This is a genomic window from Lysinibacillus sp. GJ-1, assembly GCF_021166035.1.
Classification (GTDB): domain Bacteria; phylum Bacillota; class Bacilli; order Bacillales_A; family Planococcaceae; genus Lysinibacillus; species Lysinibacillus sphaericus.
Map to the genome: position 1 here is coordinate 2,115,991 of NZ_CP088912.1, position 17,886 is coordinate 2,133,876.

A 17,886-nucleotide genomic window follows, 5' to 3' on the forward strand; every position below is an offset into this window, starting at 1 on the left:
AACTATTATACAGTCAGAGAGCTTTTTCATTAAATGAACTGTAGTTGTAATGTTATTTTTGAATAATGATAGATTATTCAAGTATGGAGGTTTCGACAATGGACGCAATTGAAGTGTTAACTAATTTAGATCAAATACATGGGTATTTTCAACCTATATTTAGCGCTGATGCGCATACGGTGATTGCCTACGAAATTTCCGGACAGTTACAAATAGAAGGTCAACAAATCAATTTAAAAGATTTTGTGAATAATGAAGATATTCCAGAAGAATATCGGATTGATATGGAGCATAAAATTTTACACGCTGCATTAACGCAGATAGACACAGTAGCACCCGATATTGATATTTATATTCCAAGTAATCCGAACTTGTTAATGCAAGATTTCGGTGAAAGTCATTTTAATATTATTCAACAATATATAGGGGAAGAAGATTTACATCGTATTGTCTTAGTTGTTTCCGAGCATCGATTTTTAGGCGATATTAATAAATTGCACCACGCTCTTCGCTATTTTACAACATTCGGTATGAAAATTGCTGTGCAAGAAGTAGGTGCTGAAAGTCATTTAGAACATATCGCATTATTATCACCTCAAATTTTAAAGGTTAATATACGTGATTTGAATTATGACTCATGGTCTGCACAATCTGATATGATTTCAGCCATTGGAAGCTTAGCTTATAAAATCGGGGCTAACTTATTGTTTGAAGGAATAGGAACTGTTTACCAATTGCAATTTGCTTGGAAAAACGGGGGACGATTCTATCAAGGTTCTTATTTAGCAAATGCTGCAAAGACATTTGTGGAGAAAGATATATTAAAGGAACGTTTTAAAGAGGAATGTCAGCAATTTATAACATCTGAAAAGAAGATGCTTCAGGCACAATATTTCGAGTTGAAGAAATTAAGAGAAGAGTTAGAAGCGATTGTTCATCGAGTAAAGCCTTCTAGCGATAATATTTCACAATTAGAACATTTAGCAGAGCTTTTAGATCATTACTCTTTCCGATTATATATCTGTAATGAGGATGGTTTCCAATTAACGCCTAACGTGATGCGTGTAGAAGGGATATGGGAATTACAGCCAAATGCAATTAATAAAAATTGGAGTTGGCGACCGTATTTCCTACAAACGATTATTAAAATGCGAAATGATCAAAATGGGGAAATTTCAGAACTGTATCGAGATATCGAGACAGGAGAAATTACGCGAACATTTTCGATTGCCATTAATGAACACGAATATTTATTTGTCGATCTTTCCTATGATTTTTTATATGAACATAATATATTTAGATAGACTAATAAAAGCTTATATAGCAAGAGTGGAGGGGTACAAATATCGTTTGTACCCCAAATAAAGGTAAAAAATAGGAATTAACCAAATGTCATTCATGTTTTAGTTCTTCATAAGCCAACGACTGAGTATAAGCCTTCATAACCATTTCTTGAGTATCTCCAATCATTTTGGTTATCTTGGTAACGGGAATACCTTCGGCAATTAAAATACTTACATAAGTGTGAAGTAGTACATGTGCGGAGAATCGTTTAATCTGCTGCTTCTTTTTGCAAGTGTGAAACAACTGAACTGCAATAACGAATCTTTAAAGAGTACCTTTGTGGTGCTCTTTTTCAAATTGTTGTTTAAAATCTTCCTTCCATGGTGTCGTAATTTACGCCAATACTGCGTCCGAACGAGGAAGTGGGAACCATTTAATTACAATTTATGTCTATATTGAAAAAGGGAGGTATCATTATGTGGATAATATTGGGTATTATTACTATAATAGCAACTTTTTTCAATCTATATAGGTATATAACAGGTAAAGATTATAAACTTGCGATGGCAATGGGGTTATCATTTACAGCATTGACACTCTGTGCAGAACATAGTCTTGTATCTAATTGGGTAAAAGTTGAAGATTGGGCGGCTTTATTGGATGTTGTACCGACTATGGAAAAAACGTTATGGTTACTAACCATTGTTTCAATTTTACTAAATATAGCACCTATCCTATTAGAACGAAAAAATAAAAAATAAATACTTATTGTGGTTCATTTGGATATACAGCGTTAAGAGCAAAATGTCCTCCATCCGCTTTCGGCATGTTGAGTTATATAATATTTGTGAAAACAAGGTTACCTAATAGAAATGAGGTGTTTAATTGAGGAGACAAATTTCTTTAATGTTAGTTACGGCAATCATAGTAGCAGCTTGTTATTCAAAAGAATTAAGTATTATTGAAATTCAAAGTGTTCCAACAAAAGTAACGGAAAGAATTAATCCCAATTCCACACTGCAATACATTCATGATAGTGAAAAGGGAGACGCCTATATTATTTTTCAATCTTTAGAAACAGTAATAGCTCAACTTGAAGTGAGAGAGAACATATTAGACATAAAGTTAGATAGTGTAAGTCAAGAAAATAGTGAGTTAAAACAGTACGTATTTAAAATTACTCATGGTGATGCAAAATATGACACAGTTCAAGTGTTAGTAAACGGATACGCTACGCCTTTTGATATTGTCTCGGGTTTTTAAAGATATTTCAAATAACGTTCTTAAATCAAAGTATAGCAATTAAATTTTATTTCTTACTTCACTTAAATAGTAGCAGGAATTTAAAAATCTAATACTATTAAACTCATTTGATGAAATTTTCGGGTGGGTCGATTAAATAATCAGATGCTCATTATCTGGTTATTTATTTTTGCCCAATTATACTTGTGTAAACGTTGTTCTAGAATTATTGCAACAAATGCTTTTGTATAAGGGAAGATAATCTTGTCATATACAGCAGCCTAATCTACACAAGCAAAAGAACGAGATGAATTTAACTTTGATTTTATTATAAACACAAAAACGTCACTCATTTAAAATGAGTGACTGGGATTTTATTTTGAAAGATTTACTTTATATCCAGTTTGATTTTTAGCATGGTTTGGATTTAAGAATACTGAACGATCATTTTTTAAAACAATAACTTCAAAGAAAGGTTTGAATCTTTCTTCAGAAATCCCGAAAGCTTTTAAGAATTTAGCAAATAGTTTTTGTTCTTGGATTTCAGCTTCACCATCAGATAAAGATGAATCGATAATATTAACTAAAATGCACATCTTTTGAGCATCAGTTAATGCTGGAGCCGCTTCAAGTAAAAATTGGTCTACGGAATTTCTATTTACGTATTTAATAACTTGGTCCATTAAATCATTATTGTTACCACCTACATAAACTGTACTGCCTTTTTTCTTACCTCCAATAACTGATAACAACTGGCCTATTTCCTCATTATCATATTCACCATCTGCCCCCATCATATAGAGTAAAGAAGTTACAAATGCAAAATGGGGATTCATACCTTGTTTGTTATGAACCTTGTCCCCTTTAAAGATATCAAATAATCCCACTAATAAATCCTCCTATTATTTTAATTTATAAAAATTACATTGAAGATATGTAATGTTTTATCTTAAATCTATAATTGCTATCATTGTTAAGATTGTATCAATATTGGTAAGTGTTGCCAGTAATAATTGTAGGAATTAAATGCCATTCTATGAAATGTAACCTTAAATGGTGATTTTGTAATTTACTAGTAGTTCATAATAAGTTACCTATTCAATAGCATATCCTTTAACCTACCTCCTAATCATAAAAGATAGTTATATTTGCACCAGTTGCTAAGCAAAGAGGGTCTTTTATATGTGTAAACGTATATCAAATTTGACAGTTTAGTGAAAAAATACATGCCTATAAAAATATGAATTTTATTAGAAAGTCAATTGTTAGACAGTGGATTTTTTAAAAATACTACTTTCATAGTATTAGAAAATAATAGTAACGCCAAAAAATGACGGTGTATGTGGCGCGATGTGGCGTTATTGCATGGGATTGGAAATTTCAGTCTTAAAAAAAGGTGGTATGACCGCCAAAAAACGGCGTAAATTTATCCTTGAATTTCCATTAACGGAAGTGATAGTATGATTTTGGAAGCGGAATAAATCTATTTTTAGTTAATTATGGTACTCGTGATAAGTGAAGTAAATTCTTTATTATGAAGATACGTTAGTTGATTTAAAAATAATTCCGTTACATTTTTTTAAAATACTTTTTCAAGGGAGTGTTTTTTATGTTAGGTTGCAGTAGCTTATCAATTCGTACAACAGATGATAAAAGTTTATTCGCTCGCACAATGGATTTTACAATGGAACCAGATAGTAAAGTGATTATTGTCCCACGTAATTACGGCATTCGATTGTTAGAAAAAGAAAATGTAGTCATTAACAATTCATATGCTTTTGTTGGAATGGGAAGCACTGACATTACATCACCAGTTCTCTATGATGGGGTAAACGAAAAGGGATTAATGGGCGCAATGCTTTACTATGCTACATTTGCGACTTATGCTGACGAACCTAAAAAAGGCACAAGAGGCATCAATCCCGTGTATGTAATTTCTCAAGTTTTAGGAAATTGTGTAACTGTCGATGATGTTATTGAAAAATTAACTTCTTATACATTATTGAATGAGGCCAATATAATACTTGGCTTTGCACCCCCACTTCACTATACATTTACAGATGCTTCTGGTGAATCGATTGTTATTGAACCGGATAAAACAGGCATTACCATTCATCGAAAAACGATTGGCGTCATGACGAATAGCCCTGGCTATGAATGGCATCAGACAAATTTAAGAGCTTACATTGGTGTCACACCAAATCCGCCACAAGATATTATGATGGGAGACTTGGATTTGACACCGTTTGGGCAAGGGGCAGGGGGCTTAGGATTACCAGGTGATTTTACGCCGTCAGCACGTTTTCTTCGGGTAGCATACTGGAAAAAATATACTGAAAAAGCCAAAAATGAAACAGAAGGCGTAACAAACTTGTTCCATATTCTATCTTCTGTAAATATCCCAAAAGGTGTTGTTTTGACAAATGAGGGGAAAACGGATTATACCATCTATACCTCAGCTATGTGTGCACAAAGTAAAAACTATTACTTTAAACTGTATGACAATAGTCGAATTTCAGCCGTTTCATTAATGGCTGAAAATTTAAATAGTCAAGATTTAATTACATTTGAGTGGGATCGTAAACAAGATATTAAGCAATTAAATCAAGTAAATGTAATGAGCTAAAAATTGCCTATTATATAGTACAAGGTATTAAAAAATGCCCCCGATTGTTAGATATATGAACAATCGGGGGCTCTTTTTCGATAGTAAAATACACAAAGTCATTAGAATTAAAAAGGTTTGTGGAATGTTAATATATTGTTAGAAATTATTTCACTGTAAAGATAGGAAAGTATCCGAAAAAGCTCATTGTGGTTGTGAGGATTGCCAACTTTTCGCTAAGCAAATTCTATATGCAAGTCCACAAGTTTTGGATTTCTTTAAACAACTTGGAGTTGATCCTACAAAAGAGGCAGAGGTCTGCAGAGCTATTCCTAATAAAGACTGTTTTGATACATATAGTGCAGATTATCATTTTATAGGTGCTATACAAGGCACAGATGATTTAGATTGGATTCAAGTAGGAGAAGCATCTTTTGGACGTGCAAATTATAATAGCGATTTACCAAGTCCGATGATTCCAAGTACCTTTTCACAGCCAATTGTAGAATTAGCTGTGAGAATAACAATGCCCCATATGGAGATGTAATGTAGAAAAATTATTCTTATATACTACAAGGCAATGATACTAAAGAAAGGGAAGTCTTATGAAAAAAGAAGAGATTTCGGTTCGTTTATAATTACTTCATATTTAGGAGATTTTTTGTAGTATCGAAAATATTTTTTTTCTGCTATAGCTAATTGGATTGCTATTTTTGTTGGTAGACAATTTGGAAAACATTTTTTGCATTCTTATTCCGTTGTAAACTATTCCATTTCATGTCGTTCTCATTCGAGATTTGGAAAGAGAGTGTTCATTCTTTCCAACGCTCCCGACAATGATGGAAACGACATTTCTTAAATCCTCGATTATCATAACCAAAAGATTTGATTAACAACAATTCATATTGTTAATCTTCTTTTCACTGCAAAATGCACCCTAATTAAACAGCAAATATTTCAATATTTAAAACGTTTATTAATATACTAATAAAATATGTATTTTACTATAGAGAAAATATCAAAATTTATAATATACAATATATAGTGTTATTTGTTTTAGAACATCAATATATTGTTTTGGTTTAGTTGTATACTAAATTAATAGGATTACTATAATTTTTTTGAGTCATTATATTTGTATCATTTTATTTTAGTGATAGAATGAAGTTGTGACAAAAAGACATAAATTCCATCGGAGGTTTCGACATTATGAAAGCAGCAGTTTGGTACGGAGAAAAAGACATTCGTATTGAGGACAGAGAATTAAAAGCTCTTAAAGATAATGAAGTTACAGTTCGTGTAGCTTGGGCTGGTATTTGTGGTAGTGATTTACATGAATATCAAGAAGGACCTGTCTTTATTCCAACAAAAGAAAAAGATGAATTAACTGGTGAAATCGCTCCACTGATTATGGGGCATGAATTTGCAGGAACTATTGAAAAAGTTGGTGCAAACGTTACTAAGTTTAAAGTGGGCGATCGCGTTGCAATTAACCCTACATTAACGCACGGTAACAAACCTGAAGATATGGACGCTTATGATGGTTTTAGCTTCATCGGTTTACATGGCGATGGTGGCTTCACTACTTATGCAAATGCTCCTGAAAGCAATGTTTATTTACTACCTGAAACAATGACACTTGAAGACGGTGCACTTGTTGAACCGACAGCTGTAGCAGTACAAGCTGTAAAAGAGGGTAATTTACGTTTCGGTGATACTGTGGCGATTTTTGGTGCTGTCCCAATCGGCTTATTAACGGCTATTGCAGCTAAAGCAGCTGGTGCAAGTAAAATTATCGTATTGGATTTATCTGAAACACGTCTTGAAAAAGCAAAAGAACTTGGTGCAACGCACGTGATTAACTCTGGTGAAGTAGATGGTGTAGAAGCAATTCGCGCAATCGTTCCAGACGGTGTGGATGTATCATTTGAAGTTGCAGGTGTTGCGCCAACATTTAAACAAGCAATCGATGCAACAAGAGCTCGTGGTACTATGGTTATTGTATCAATCTTTGCTCGTCCAATTGAATGGAATCCAATTCATTTAACAAATACAGGTGTGAAAATTACTTCAAGTATTGCTTACACACCAACATCATTCCAACAAACAGTTGATTTAATGGGCAGTGGTCAATTAAAACCTCAAGGAATTATTACTGTCCGTATTCAATTAGATGATATCGTTGAAAAAGGCTTTGAAGCTTTAACAAACGATAAATCACAAGCTAAAATTTTAGTAGAATTAAGCGGCGAGAAATAATACTTATTTTTAATAAATTGTAAACAAGCAAGCACCTATTAGTGAGGACTAATAGGTGCTTTTTAATTTTGATAGGCTATATGGGATGTTTATTTTGAAATCCCATTTAGGCCGATGAAAGAAATTCCTATCAGCACCAATGGGTTATTAATCATTTATGGTGATAGAGAAGGCTTATTGACATAATAAAATCTGACGTAAGAAAGACTGCTTTTTCGCAATGCAGCGATCAGCAATCATGAAACCAGCATCATGTATTAAATCATCAATTGTTTCAATAGTAACGACAACTACTTTATCCGCAATTCGACGAGCATGTTTAAGTATATTATATTGATCTTCACGTGATGAATGCGTAAACAAATTATATGGTAAATCAATAATAGCTACATCATAGTGTTCTGTTACTTCTGAAATGGGACCTAAAGTAATCTTTCCTTGTAAACCAAAATAGGCTATATTTTCGCGAGAACCGCTACAAACAAAATGATTGATATCTCTTCCTTCAATATCAATACCCATAGAAAGAGCTTCTACTATTACCGTTCCTATACCACAGCAAGGGTCAATAGCACGAATATTTTGTGGCTGAGGAATGGCGATATTGGCAACAGCGCGAGCAACTCTTGTACTAAGTGCTGTTGAATAACTATTTGGTTTATGTAAATGTTTACGCCAAATGGACTCACTTTTCAGATGTTTACCGAAATACCATTTTCCATCTATTAAAATAAGACCAAAAATAATTTCAGGATAATTTAGATCAGGGTCTCCCTCGATACACAACCCTAGCTCGCGTTCTATTCGTCGGCGCTCTGGCTGAGAAATTTTCTTTGTTTGACCTATAACAAAATTATTTAAACAAACTACCTTATAAGTTTTTTCACCAACTATTAAATTCTTCACTAATTTTTTTATATTTTCTACGCTATGGTCTTCAAACAGCACTGCAAGTCGATCTTGTATAAAAGGACTACGACTAGGGTCAACTTCTAGATTGCTTATCATATAGTTTGATGAGGAATCTACACCGAAAAAAGAGCGCATCTCCATTCTACATAAATCGTATTCATCTACATGATGGACATATGTGTATATATATTTATTGGTATGTTGTTCATTAATCAATGGGTTATCATCCTTTTCTATTATTGATCACTTGATATTGGTCAAATAATTGTAGATGTCTCTAGGCACTAAACTTCAAGTCTATCACAACTTCATCAATAATTGAAATGAACAAAAAAAGCGTACGTTATTGTGGGCGATTTTTAATATTCTAAAAATAGAAAAGAGTCACTTCCCTAAAGAAAGTGACCCCAAAACAGGAGAGTTTTTGTAAAGGTTTTTTAAGCTTTACACTATTATGAATATGCAGAGGAAGTTATCAAGCTTTAGCCATTTGTCAGTGCAATCAAATAAAATGTTTTATACGGATGGCAAAGTGACAGTGAAAATGGGAATAGGGTGCTTTAACTAATTTTTGTGCCATTGGGTACTGATTGATCGGGTGTTAATAGAATGACATCTCCCTCTATCGGCACACCACCGATTACGAGAACCTCTGATTTGAAACCTGCTACTTGCCGTGGCGGGAAATTGACAACTGCTACTACTTGTTTGCCGATGATTTCATCTGGTGTATATCGTTTTGTAATTTGTGCAGAAGATTGCTTAATGCCCAATGTTTCACCAAAATCAATGCTCATTTTAATAGCGGGAACTCGTGCCTTTGGTAATTCTTCCGCTTCCATAACTGTACCGATTCGAATATCCAGTGCCATAAAGTCTTCAATGGTCGCCATAATTTCACTCCTTAATTGGGGTTTTTGTAAATGTTAACATAGAAGGTCTTGTTATCCAAGAAACATCTTTATACATAATGAGAGAGGCAATATAGTTACTATTAACAAGGCTAAGGATTTAACAACGTTACATCGTATACATATGGGCAAGGCGCAAACTCTATTTTACTGCTTACTTTTCCTTATTTTTAATAACCTATAAAATATTTATTTTCAGACCAACAAAAAATTTTCCACGCAGATTCTAATTGGAACGAGCCATTTATAAATTTCCTTCTTGATACATCGTTAAAATTTCTTTAGCCTGTTTCCGCATATGTTGGATTAATTCTTCTGGCTCAATAATTTTTGCATGTAATCCTAGTCTATAAAATAGAGGAGCGATAAAGTGAAGCTCACCTTCATCAATCACCGCATCGATAGTACCCGTACCATGTTCGTTGATGGTCACGAAACCTTGGAAATTTGGCTCACTTAGACATTGGCGTACGCCTTCTTTAGACAGTTCAACAAGCAATCTAATAGGGGTTTTTACTTCATATGAATCAAACCATTCTTCTAAGTTTGTAAAATTGCTGTCGTCTTTTATGCTTGAAATAATGGCATGGATACGATCCACACGAAATAATAAAACTTTATCTTTATGAAAGTCGTATGCAGGCATATACCATAGTCCATTATGAGCATATACACCGATAGGACGAATATGCTTTGTTGTTATCGCTTTTTTTGAGTGGTATTGAATGTGAAGCTGACTTCCTTCAATCGACGCATCTAAAACATTTTTTAATAAAGGGGTATCGATTGTTCTCTTAGGATTCCAAAAGGCAATATAAGAGCGAAGTTTATCTACTTTTGCTTGGGCATCTTTTGGAAGTGAACGATATAATTTATGCGTGACGGAGCGGATTTCAGCATCAAAAGGTAAATCACGATAATAATTGAGCGCTTGAAATGCAAAGAAAATGGATACAACTTCTTCTTCTGTAAATAACATAGGTGGAAGTAGACGTGTTGTAATAACGGTATATCCTCCATTCCTCCCTTGTTCTGCATATATGGGTAAACCCATATCGCTTAAATCCAATAAATCACGATGCACAGTTCGGACGGATATTTTAAATTCATCGGCTAGTTCTTGCGCTGTAAATTTTCTTTTCGCATTTACAAATAGTAGAATATCTAATAAACGTTTTGCTTTAGACATATTCTCACCTTTTCTTTTAATCATGCCATTACTTGTCATGTATACTGTTTAGTATAGTTTGTGCTAATGATTTAATCAAAAGCAAAACGCTCATGAGAAAAGGAGACCACCTAATGAATAGAAAAATTGTTTTATTTGTTGCGACTAGTGTAGATGGATTTATTGCGAAAGAGGATGATGACTTACAATGGTTATTAGAATCAGAAGGGGAAGGGGATAATGGGTACATGGATATGTATCAAACAATTGATACCATCATAATGGGGAAACGCACCTATGATTATGTGATGGAACACTCTGATGCTTTTCCATATTCTGATAAAAAATGTTATGTTTTCTCGAAATCAGCAAAGAACAAAAATGACGATGTGGAATTTGTGAATGAAAATGTTGTATCGTTTACCCAACAGTTAAAGAAACAATCAGGAGCACATATTTGGATGGTTGGTGGAGCAGAGATTCTTGATGCTTTTATGAAAGAAAATCTAATTGACGAATACATTATTACCATTACCCCGCATATATTAGGTTCTGGCATAGCCTTATTTAAAAAGGATAATCCGCAAATCAATCTAGAATTAATAAAGACAACATGTTATGGACAGATGGTGCAAATGCATTATAAAGTAAAACAAGAAAGTTGATTTTATGTTTTAGCAATAAAGAGATATATCTAAAAGGCGGTCAAAAAAGCATTGTCCAACCAGTTGTCGGTATTATACCAACGACTGGTTGCTTAGTTTTGTTTGGATTTGGTAGGGGAAAACGTCGTTTTATGAACAGGAGATAAGTGATTTGTATAGTTCACCTATGATTCCTTGCATTTGATGAACGCCTAAATCAGTATTTGTCATAACAATCATTCCTTTTTCTATATAAGGAAATAATACAAGCATACATTGAAACCCAATACCCCAGCCAAGGGAGGAGATTTCTACTTCTTGTCCTGAGCCCTCAAGGAATACACCTAAACCAGCCCATTCTTTAGCACCTTGTGGTTGAATTAGCTCTTCGACTAGGTTTGCAGAGATACCGATTTTACTAGAGCCCTTTAAAGCATTTATTAACTCTAGTAATAATTTAGCTAGATCAGCGGGGGATGTCCATAAACCACAAGCCGCAGGGTAAGGATAAATTGGGTAGTTATCTGTCACCGATTTTCCATTTTTGTGGTGACCACTAGCGAAAGATTGTGCTTTTGATGATGCAAATGTTGTAGAAAATGTGCTATGTGTCATAGTTAACGGTTTAAATATATGCTCTTCTATAATCGAGTCAAATGATTGTGCCATTACATCTTCTATTAATAACTGTATAATACAAAAACCAGCATCCGAATAATGAAATGCATGCCAAGGTTCACCACTTACTTCTATAGGGCTTTGACAGTAAGGTGTTGTGCCATTTAACAAATTTACCATTGACGGTTTCGCATGAGCAGCGTTTAAAGTTGAAAAACTATTCACTGGATCTATAATGCCAGATTGATGACAAAGTAAGTTTCGTAATGTTACTTTTTTTAGCTTCGTATATTGATTTTCCGGTACCTTCCACGATTTCAGTTTGTTATTGACATCCTCATCTAAATCTAAATAGCCTTGTTCTACTAATACCATTACTACCATGCTCGTGAAAAATTTGCTTATAGAACAGGCATTGAAAATAGATTGGTCATTTACTTTTTGCCTAGTTCCTGCCATAAGATATCCATAATGTTCTATTTGACTAATTTGCCCCTTTTCAATTACTAAAAGGCTTAACCCTTGAACACGATAGTGATTCATACGTTCCTCAATATTTACTTTGATCATTAGACACCATCCATCAATTTTTATACTAATTATAACATGATGAACAAACGTACGTTTCCTTTTGTGGGGGGTTAGCTATATCACAAGAAAAAGGCATCGAGTATATAAGTTCTCGATGCCTTTTGTTCTATGGTTGGTGAGCGCCGCATTACGCATTTTTCTTCGTTTTGGTTGCTCTTTTTCTTGTTGTAGGTTTTTTTGTTTTATCTAAAGAAGCTTGGAGTGCTGACATCAAATCAGTAACGTTGTCAGGTAGTGGACGCTTATCACTGGCAGATACTGAATTTGTCGTTTTCTTTTCTTCGATAAGTTCCATTAAAGCATTGCGATAGTCATCTGTATATTTTTCTGGATTAAATACCGTTGTTAACTGGTCAACTAGCATCAGTGCAGCGTCTAATTCTTTTTGAACAATGGTTGGCTCGCTTGGGATGTTTGGAACATCTTGCACACTACGAACTTCGTCAGGAAAATGGATTGTTTCCATTACGAGGGCATTTTGATAAACACGAACAATCGCAAGCTGTTCCTTCGAACGAATAATAATTTTAGCAACGCCAATTTTACCTGACTCTTCTAATGTTTGTCGCAATAGGGCATATGCCTTACTGCCTGTAGTATCAGGCGATAAGAAATAAGTTCGTTCAAAATAGATAGGGTCAATTTCGCCTAATTTAACAAAATCGATAATTTCAACAGCCTTATCTTCGTTTTCTTTACGCAAGTTCTCTAGCTCTTCTTCATCTAGAACGACAAACTTATTTTTTGCATACTCATATGCCTTTACAATATTCTCTTCTGTTACTTCTTGATTACAACCCTCACATACTTTCTTATAGCTAATAGGTGTATGGCATTCTTTATGAAGTTGTCGTAATTTAATGTCTTTATTTTCTGTAGCAGCATGTAGTTTAACTGGTATGTTGACAAGACCAAATGAAATGCTACCTTTCCAAACTGTATGCATGTTGTCACCTCGTTTTTCTTACTATGTAATAATTTGATGTGTTTTATGTATGCTAAATAAAAATAGTGTCAACAGTACAAAATAAGAAAGTAGGTGTACAAGATTAAACCAATGTTACTAGTAGAAGTAAATGAGCCGCCAAAAGGAGATGATTGGCTTTACGAAGGGAAATATGACGGATTCCGCTGTCTATTACAGTGGACTGATGAAGAGCCTATTTTGAAAAGTAGAAATGGCAATGTGTTAAATCATTTGTTTCCGGAAATTATTGATTATTGCAGAAGTCTTTATAATCACATCAAAGAATTTTTACCGTTAGTATTTGACGGAGAAATAGTGTATTTAATTAACAACTATAAAAGTGAATTTGCAATCGTGCAACAACGGGGAAGAATGCAAAAAAAAGAAGTGATTGCTGCACATGCCACATCCTTTCCTTGTCATTATATTGTTTTTGATTTACTTTCCTATCAAGGGGAAAGTCAAATGAATCGCTATTTAAAAACGCGAAAACAGCAACTAAACACTCTTTTTACATCGTTAAAGCTACCGACTGCTATTAAATATGAAGAAAACCATCGTTTACAAGCAATTGATGTTTTTGAAGATAGCCAAACTTTGTGGCATTTCATCAAAATTTATAATGGTGAAGGTATTATTGCCAAGAAAAAGACGAGTAAATGGCAGGAGGCTGTACGGTCAACACATTGGCTAAAAATTAAGAATTGGAAAATTGTCACAGTGATTGTGAACAAATTTGATAAAGGAAATGGATATTTTCACGGTTGTGTGCATCGACAGGGTGTGCTAACGGAAGTGGTTGTTTTTAGGCATGGGATGAAAAAGGAAGAGTTAAATACCCTTATTACATTTTTTCAAGCAAACGGGCAACAAAACAACGAAACATGGCAATTAGAACCATCCATCTGTATTGATATCGCATGTATCGACTTTGATGGTAGTAAGTTAAGAGAACCTCGTTTTCATGCATTTCGATTAGAAATGGAACACCAGTACTGTAATTGGCAACTTATGCAACGCCAGCTTATGCCAATACCGGATAGTGTGCCAGTCACGCATCCCAACAAGCCGGTGTGCTATCGCGATTACAAAAGAGGACTATTTGTACTATTTACAGCTTGTATCACCTTTTATACTGCCATTTTTACGAAATCGACCTATTACGTTAATTCGTTTTCCTCATGGGGTACCAGGGGAGAGTTTCTATCAAAAAAGCAGTCCGGAACATCTACCTGCATTTGTCGAAACAGAAAGAATGAGCGAACATCATAGTATCCTATGCAATAATCTTGAAACACTGTTGTGGTTAGGGAACCAACTTGCATTAGAATTTCACATCCCTTTTCAAACGATTGACACTGAAAAGCCTACAGAGATTGTTTTTGACCTAGATCCTCCTTCGGTCGACGCATTTTCACTTGCCATAAGCGGTGCACTACACTTAAAAGAAATATTTGATTATTTTAAACTACAGTCTTTTGTTAAAACTTCTGGTGGCAAAGGTTTGCAAGTTTATATTCCATTACCATTCAATACATTTTCTTATGAACAAGTTCGCCTTTTTACAGAGTTTGTCTGTCGTTTTTTATGTGAGCAAAAACCCGAATTATATACGATTGAACGTTTAAAGAAAAATCGCAAAGATAGATTGTATTTAGATTATGTGCAACATGCGGAAGGGAAAACCATTATATCGCCGTTTTCCACCAGAGGTAACGAAATGGGCTTAGTTGCAACACCTCTACATTGGAATGAAGTAAACGACAAACTATCACCGGAACAATTTACGATACCTGCTGTTATAGAGCGAATCAAACGAGTGGGTAATCCATTGATCCATTTTCAAGCGATAGGGGAAGAACAGGATTTTCAGGCAGTGCTTCAGCATTTAAATAACCAATAAAAGAATCTGCAACATTTCTCAAAGTTATCGTGAGAAATGAGCAGATTCTTTATCTATTTGCTAGTAGATGGTTTGCTTTTTTGCAAATAATCAAGAATGCCCATTGCTGATACTGCTGTATCAAAAGGAAGTGTTTGATAGACGGGATGGCTTTCTGCAATACCATTTCGCTGTAGATATTGATGTAATAGTGCTTGTAATCTCGTATCTAATAATTTAGCTTGCTGTGCTAAAGTACCCGGTGAAGCTAGTGCCTTTTCTCCTTCAACTAGAAACAACGGCGTCCAGTAACGAACTTGACGATAGGCTTCTGTTGGATTTTGATAAGCACCGTAATGACCGAAATACAATTCCTGAACGTTAAGTTTTTCGTATAATTGAATCGATTGCTCCATCGTATCCGGATCATACTGATTCGGGGAAGTTGAAGGGATAATTAAATCAATTGCTTCATAGGCCAACTCTGGATAACAGACACCTGTTGTATCACCTACAAACATTCCATTCGTCGCAGAGTAATGCATGGATACGTGATGCTTGGCATGACCTTCTGTATGGTAAAAAGTTAGTTGATGATTGCCCAATGATAAAATATCGCCATGCCTAGCTTCCATAATCCGTTCAGGCGCAACCGGTACGATTGGGTCAAAGAGGCGTTGGAATTCTTCACCATATACAGCCTTTGCACTTGCAATTAGGCGGGTTGGGTCAACCATATGCCCAGCACCACGGGGATGTACGACTAATTTTGCTTTCGGGCAACTTTGAAGAAAAAGACCAGCCCCGCCTGCATGATCTAAATGAATATGTGTAACGATGACATAGTCAATATCATCTAGTGTAATTTGCAATTCATTTAAACCTTCTATTATATAGGGCACGGAAGGACTTGCAGATGTTTCAATCAACGCAATTTTCTCATCGATAAGTAAATAAGCGCTTGTGCGTTCCTTCCGATTCAAATCGTGCGTATCAATGCAAAAAAAGTTTGGTGCTATTTTTTGTACGCTCTCCATTAAAAAATCTCCCTTCTGATTAAAAAAGCTAAATTTTCTCTAAAATACCTTTTTTGTCTACAAAAAGTAATGTTTATACTATATAATAATAGAAAAACAAACTGAATGTCCATTCATTTTTTAGGGGGAGAAATATAATGGAGGTCAATATTCGCTATGATACACGGAAAGTTCATCGTGTTAATTTAGCCATCATTTCAATTTTAGCTATTCTTATTTGTGGCCCAATGATACTTACAAAAGGAATTATGTTCTTATTTATTGGTCTGGCGGTAATTGCTTTCGCTTTATGTAATTATTTTTTACCTATCCAAACATATATTAAAGGATTTATATTTGGCATGATCCCATCCAGTATCGTTTTCACATTGTTTTTACTAGATAGTTTTTCATTGAACAAGCATTATATTTTGCTTTGTACAATTGCCATTATTGCGTTGTACTTTAAAAAGGAACTGATTATCTTTTTTGGGATCATACTAAACGTAAGCTTCGTGATTTTATATATAGTGAAATCGGAATCACTCTTGGGACCTTTCAACGATATTATTGTATTCATTACATTATTAGCCATTACCAATGGCGTTATGATTGTTTTCTTTCTACTGGCAAAATGGGGAAATGAGCTAATTACACATGCAGCGGCGCAGCAAAATGAAGTAAAAGCTTCGCTCGCTCAACTACAGATGACCTTCAATCAAATTGAACAAAGTAGCTATAGACTAGATGAGCATATTACACGTTTTCAACAAACTATGCACAGTATTTCGGGGTCAAGTAAGCAAATATTACAAGCAACAGAAGATATCGCGGCTAGTATTCAACAGGAAGCCTCAAGTTTACAAATGATTCACGGAACAATGAAGGAATCCGTACAATTTGTTAATAAAACCTTTTCCATATCACAGGATACGGTAGCGAAATCTAGTAATCTCCAACAGGAAGTATTAGCAGGGTGGGGCAAAATGCAAGAGGCGATGGCTCAAATGAGTGTTATGAACAATGCAATCGGTTCAACTGCCGAGACCGTCCAAGCATTGCAACAAAGTTTGCACACAGTGGATAACTTGTTGAAAGGTATCCAACATATAGCAGAACAGACGAACTTACTTGCATTAAATGCCACGATTGAAGCTGCTAGAGCAGGCGAACAAGGAAAGGGATTTGCTGTTGTTGCTGATGAGGTACGGAAATTGGCAGAAGAAAGTGCGGCCATTACGGTTAGCATTACAAATGTAACTAAAACAATATTCGAAAAATCAACGGAAGCTCAACAACGTTCGAATGATGGAGAACAAGCACTACAATATGGTGAATTGCTGTTGCAGGATGTCAGCCATTTCTTTAACGTTTTAAAAGATACCTTTGCTATAACCAATACGGATTTAACAAGTGGTATGAATGAATTAAGTAGTGCCATTTTGCAATTTGAAAAAATTCAAGAACAAATTGAAAAGTTGAATGAGATGACGGAGGAAAATGCTGCTTCTACTAGTGACATTTTACTTTCGGTTGAGGACGAACATCAAATGCTTGAAATGATGACTAGTACAACCGATCAAATTCAAGAGCTTAGTATGGCGTTAAAGTCTCTGGTCACAAAGGATACTGTATCGAACTGAATGGATTGATTTTCCTTTATTATTTGGTGCTTCGGGGGTTCAATGCCTGTATTTTTATAGTAAACAACTAATTTTATTATTGTTGCAAACTAAATGTGCATATTTTTTTAAAAAATGTCTAAAATAAAACAAGCCGAAATATGT

At 34.7% G+C, this 17,886-nt stretch carries 16 protein-coding genes and 1 pseudogene; 10 read left to right on the forward strand and 7 right to left on the reverse strand.

Annotated elements, in window-relative coordinates; all coding sequences use genetic code 11:
* Positions 1-98: 98 nt before the first annotated feature.
* The 3 genes from LO754_RS10095 (at position 99) to LO754_RS10105 (ending at position 2,547) form a co-directional block, all read left to right on the forward strand.
* Positions 99-1,304, forward strand: a complete 1,206-nt coding sequence (locus LO754_RS10095; RefSeq protein WP_024361843.1) for an EAL-associated domain-containing protein — start codon at positions 99-101, stop codon at positions 1,302-1,304.
* 456 nt (positions 1,305-1,760) lie between these two features.
* Entirely contained in the window at positions 1,761-2,045 is a 285-nt protein-coding gene (locus LO754_RS10100; protein ID WP_231786162.1) for a hypothetical protein, read from the forward strand.
* A 145-nt stretch (positions 2,046-2,190) separates the two neighbouring features.
* Positions 2,191-2,547, forward strand: coding sequence for a peptidylprolyl isomerase (locus LO754_RS10105; protein ID WP_227665439.1), 357 nt, complete (start codon positions 2,191-2,193; stop codon positions 2,545-2,547).
* 353 nt (positions 2,548-2,900) lie between these two features.
* On the opposite strand, the gene LO754_RS10110 is transcribed toward LO754_RS10105, so the two are convergent.
* A complete protein-coding gene (locus tag LO754_RS10110) occupies positions 2,901-3,413 on the reverse strand; it encodes a tellurite resistance TerB family protein (RefSeq protein ID WP_108030878.1) in 513 nt (170 codons plus the stop codon).
* A gap of 722 nt (positions 3,414-4,135) precedes the next feature.
* Between LO754_RS10110 and LO754_RS10115 the strand changes: the two genes are divergently transcribed.
* The 3 genes from LO754_RS10115 (at position 4,136) to LO754_RS10125 (ending at position 7,390) form a co-directional block, all read left to right on the forward strand.
* A complete protein-coding gene (locus tag LO754_RS10115) occupies positions 4,136-5,152 on the forward strand; it encodes a linear amide C-N hydrolase (protein WP_024361838.1) in 1,017 nt (338 codons plus the stop codon).
* A 247-nt stretch (positions 5,153-5,399) separates the two neighbouring features.
* A complete protein-coding gene (locus LO754_RS10120; RefSeq protein ID WP_231786163.1) occupies positions 5,400-5,678 on the forward strand; it encodes a hypothetical protein in 279 nt (92 codons plus the stop codon).
* 662 nt (positions 5,679-6,340) lie between these two features.
* Positions 6,341-7,390, forward strand: coding sequence for a 2,3-butanediol dehydrogenase (locus tag LO754_RS10125; RefSeq protein WP_231786164.1), 1,050 nt, complete (start codon positions 6,341-6,343; stop codon positions 7,388-7,390).
* A gap of 174 nt (positions 7,391-7,564) precedes the next feature.
* Here the strand turns inward: LO754_RS10125 and LO754_RS10130 are convergent, their stop codons facing one another.
* The 3 genes from LO754_RS10130 to LO754_RS10140 all read right to left on the reverse strand — a co-directional run bounded on the left by LO754_RS10130 (position 7,565) and on the right by LO754_RS10140 (position 10,402).
* On the reverse strand, positions 7,565-8,518 hold the full coding sequence (locus tag LO754_RS10130) for a TRM11 family SAM-dependent methyltransferase (RefSeq protein WP_374116236.1): 954 nt from the start codon (positions 8,516-8,518) through the stop codon (positions 7,565-7,567).
* A 344-nt stretch (positions 8,519-8,862) separates the two neighbouring features.
* Positions 8,863-9,195, reverse strand: a complete 333-nt coding sequence (gene csaA / locus LO754_RS10135) for a chaperone CsaA (protein WP_231786165.1) — start codon at positions 9,193-9,195, stop codon at positions 8,863-8,865.
* A gap of 262 nt (positions 9,196-9,457) precedes the next feature.
* A complete protein-coding gene (locus LO754_RS10140) occupies positions 9,458-10,402 on the reverse strand; it encodes a helix-turn-helix transcriptional regulator (protein ID WP_108030876.1) in 945 nt (314 codons plus the stop codon).
* A gap of 113 nt (positions 10,403-10,515) precedes the next feature.
* Here LO754_RS10140 and LO754_RS10145 point away from each other — a divergent pair, with 113 nt between their 5' ends.
* A complete protein-coding gene (locus tag LO754_RS10145) occupies positions 10,516-11,046 on the forward strand; it encodes a dihydrofolate reductase family protein (protein ID WP_231786166.1) in 531 nt (176 codons plus the stop codon).
* Between the two features lie 129 nt (positions 11,047-11,175).
* On the opposite strand, the gene LO754_RS10150 is transcribed toward LO754_RS10145, so the two are convergent.
* Together LO754_RS10150 and ku are read right to left on the reverse strand one after the other, a co-directional pair.
* Positions 11,176-12,213, reverse strand: coding sequence for a serine hydrolase domain-containing protein (locus LO754_RS10150; protein ID WP_231786167.1), 1,038 nt, complete (start codon positions 12,211-12,213; stop codon positions 11,176-11,178).
* A 148-nt stretch (positions 12,214-12,361) separates the two neighbouring features.
* Positions 12,362-13,180: a non-homologous end joining protein Ku gene (gene ku, locus LO754_RS10155; RefSeq protein WP_024361831.1), complete on the reverse strand. Its 819-nt coding sequence runs from the start codon at positions 13,178-13,180 to the stop codon at positions 12,362-12,364.
* A 111-nt stretch (positions 13,181-13,291) separates the two neighbouring features.
* Between ku and LO754_RS23745 the strand changes: the two are divergent.
* Positions 13,292-13,843, forward strand: a pseudogene (locus LO754_RS23745) (ATP-dependent DNA ligase); the annotation flags it as partial.
* A 400-nt stretch (positions 13,844-14,243) separates the two neighbouring features.
* Positions 14,244-15,104, forward strand: coding sequence for a non-homologous end-joining DNA ligase (gene ligD / locus LO754_RS23750; RefSeq protein ID WP_435892061.1), 861 nt, complete (start codon positions 14,244-14,246; stop codon positions 15,102-15,104).
* Positions 15,105-15,157: 53 nt separating this feature from the next.
* Here the strand turns inward: ligD and LO754_RS10165 are convergent, their stop codons facing one another.
* Entirely contained in the window at positions 15,158-16,120 is a 963-nt protein-coding gene (locus LO754_RS10165) for an MBL fold metallo-hydrolase (RefSeq protein WP_231786168.1), read from the reverse strand.
* Between the two features lie 137 nt (positions 16,121-16,257).
* On the opposite strand from LO754_RS10165, the gene LO754_RS10170 reads away from it, so the two are divergent.
* Complete coding sequence (locus tag LO754_RS10170) at positions 16,258-17,742, forward strand: methyl-accepting chemotaxis protein (RefSeq protein WP_024361828.1); 1,485 nt, start codon at positions 16,258-16,260, stop codon at positions 17,740-17,742.
* Positions 17,743-17,886: the final 144 nt, after the last annotated feature.

Coding starts and splice junctions, on each gene's coding strand:
- LO754_RS10140 (WP_108030876.1), bottom strand. CDS start 10,402: ATGTCTAAAGCAAAACGTTTATTAGATATTCTACTATTTGTAAATGCG.
- LO754_RS10095 (WP_024361843.1), top strand. CDS start 99: ATGGACGCAATTGAAGTGTTAACTAATTTAGATCAAATACATGGGTAT.
- LO754_RS10115 (WP_024361838.1), top strand. CDS start 4,136: ATGTTAGGTTGCAGTAGCTTATCAATTCGTACAACAGATGATAAAAGT.
- LO754_RS10145 (WP_231786166.1), top strand. CDS start 10,516: ATGAATAGAAAAATTGTTTTATTTGTTGCGACTAGTGTAGATGGATTT.
- LO754_RS10165 (WP_231786168.1), bottom strand. CDS start 16,120: ATGGAGAGCGTACAAAAAATAGCACCAAACTTTTTTTGCATTGATACG.
- LO754_RS10150 (WP_231786167.1), bottom strand. CDS start 12,213: ATGATCAAAGTAAATATTGAGGAACGTATGAATCACTATCGTGTTCAA.
- LO754_RS10170 (WP_024361828.1), top strand. CDS start 16,258: ATGGAGGTCAATATTCGCTATGATACACGGAAAGTTCATCGTGTTAAT.
- LO754_RS10105 (WP_227665439.1), top strand. CDS start 2,191: ATGTTAGTTACGGCAATCATAGTAGCAGCTTGTTATTCAAAAGAATTA.
- LO754_RS10125 (WP_231786164.1), top strand. CDS start 6,341: ATGAAAGCAGCAGTTTGGTACGGAGAAAAAGACATTCGTATTGAGGAC.
- LO754_RS10100 (WP_231786162.1), top strand. CDS start 1,761: ATGTGGATAATATTGGGTATTATTACTATAATAGCAACTTTTTTCAAT.
- ku (WP_024361831.1), bottom strand. CDS start 13,180: ATGCATACAGTTTGGAAAGGTAGCATTTCATTTGGTCTTGTCAACATA.
- csaA (WP_231786165.1), bottom strand. CDS start 9,195: ATGGCGACCATTGAAGACTTTATGGCACTGGATATTCGAATCGGTACA.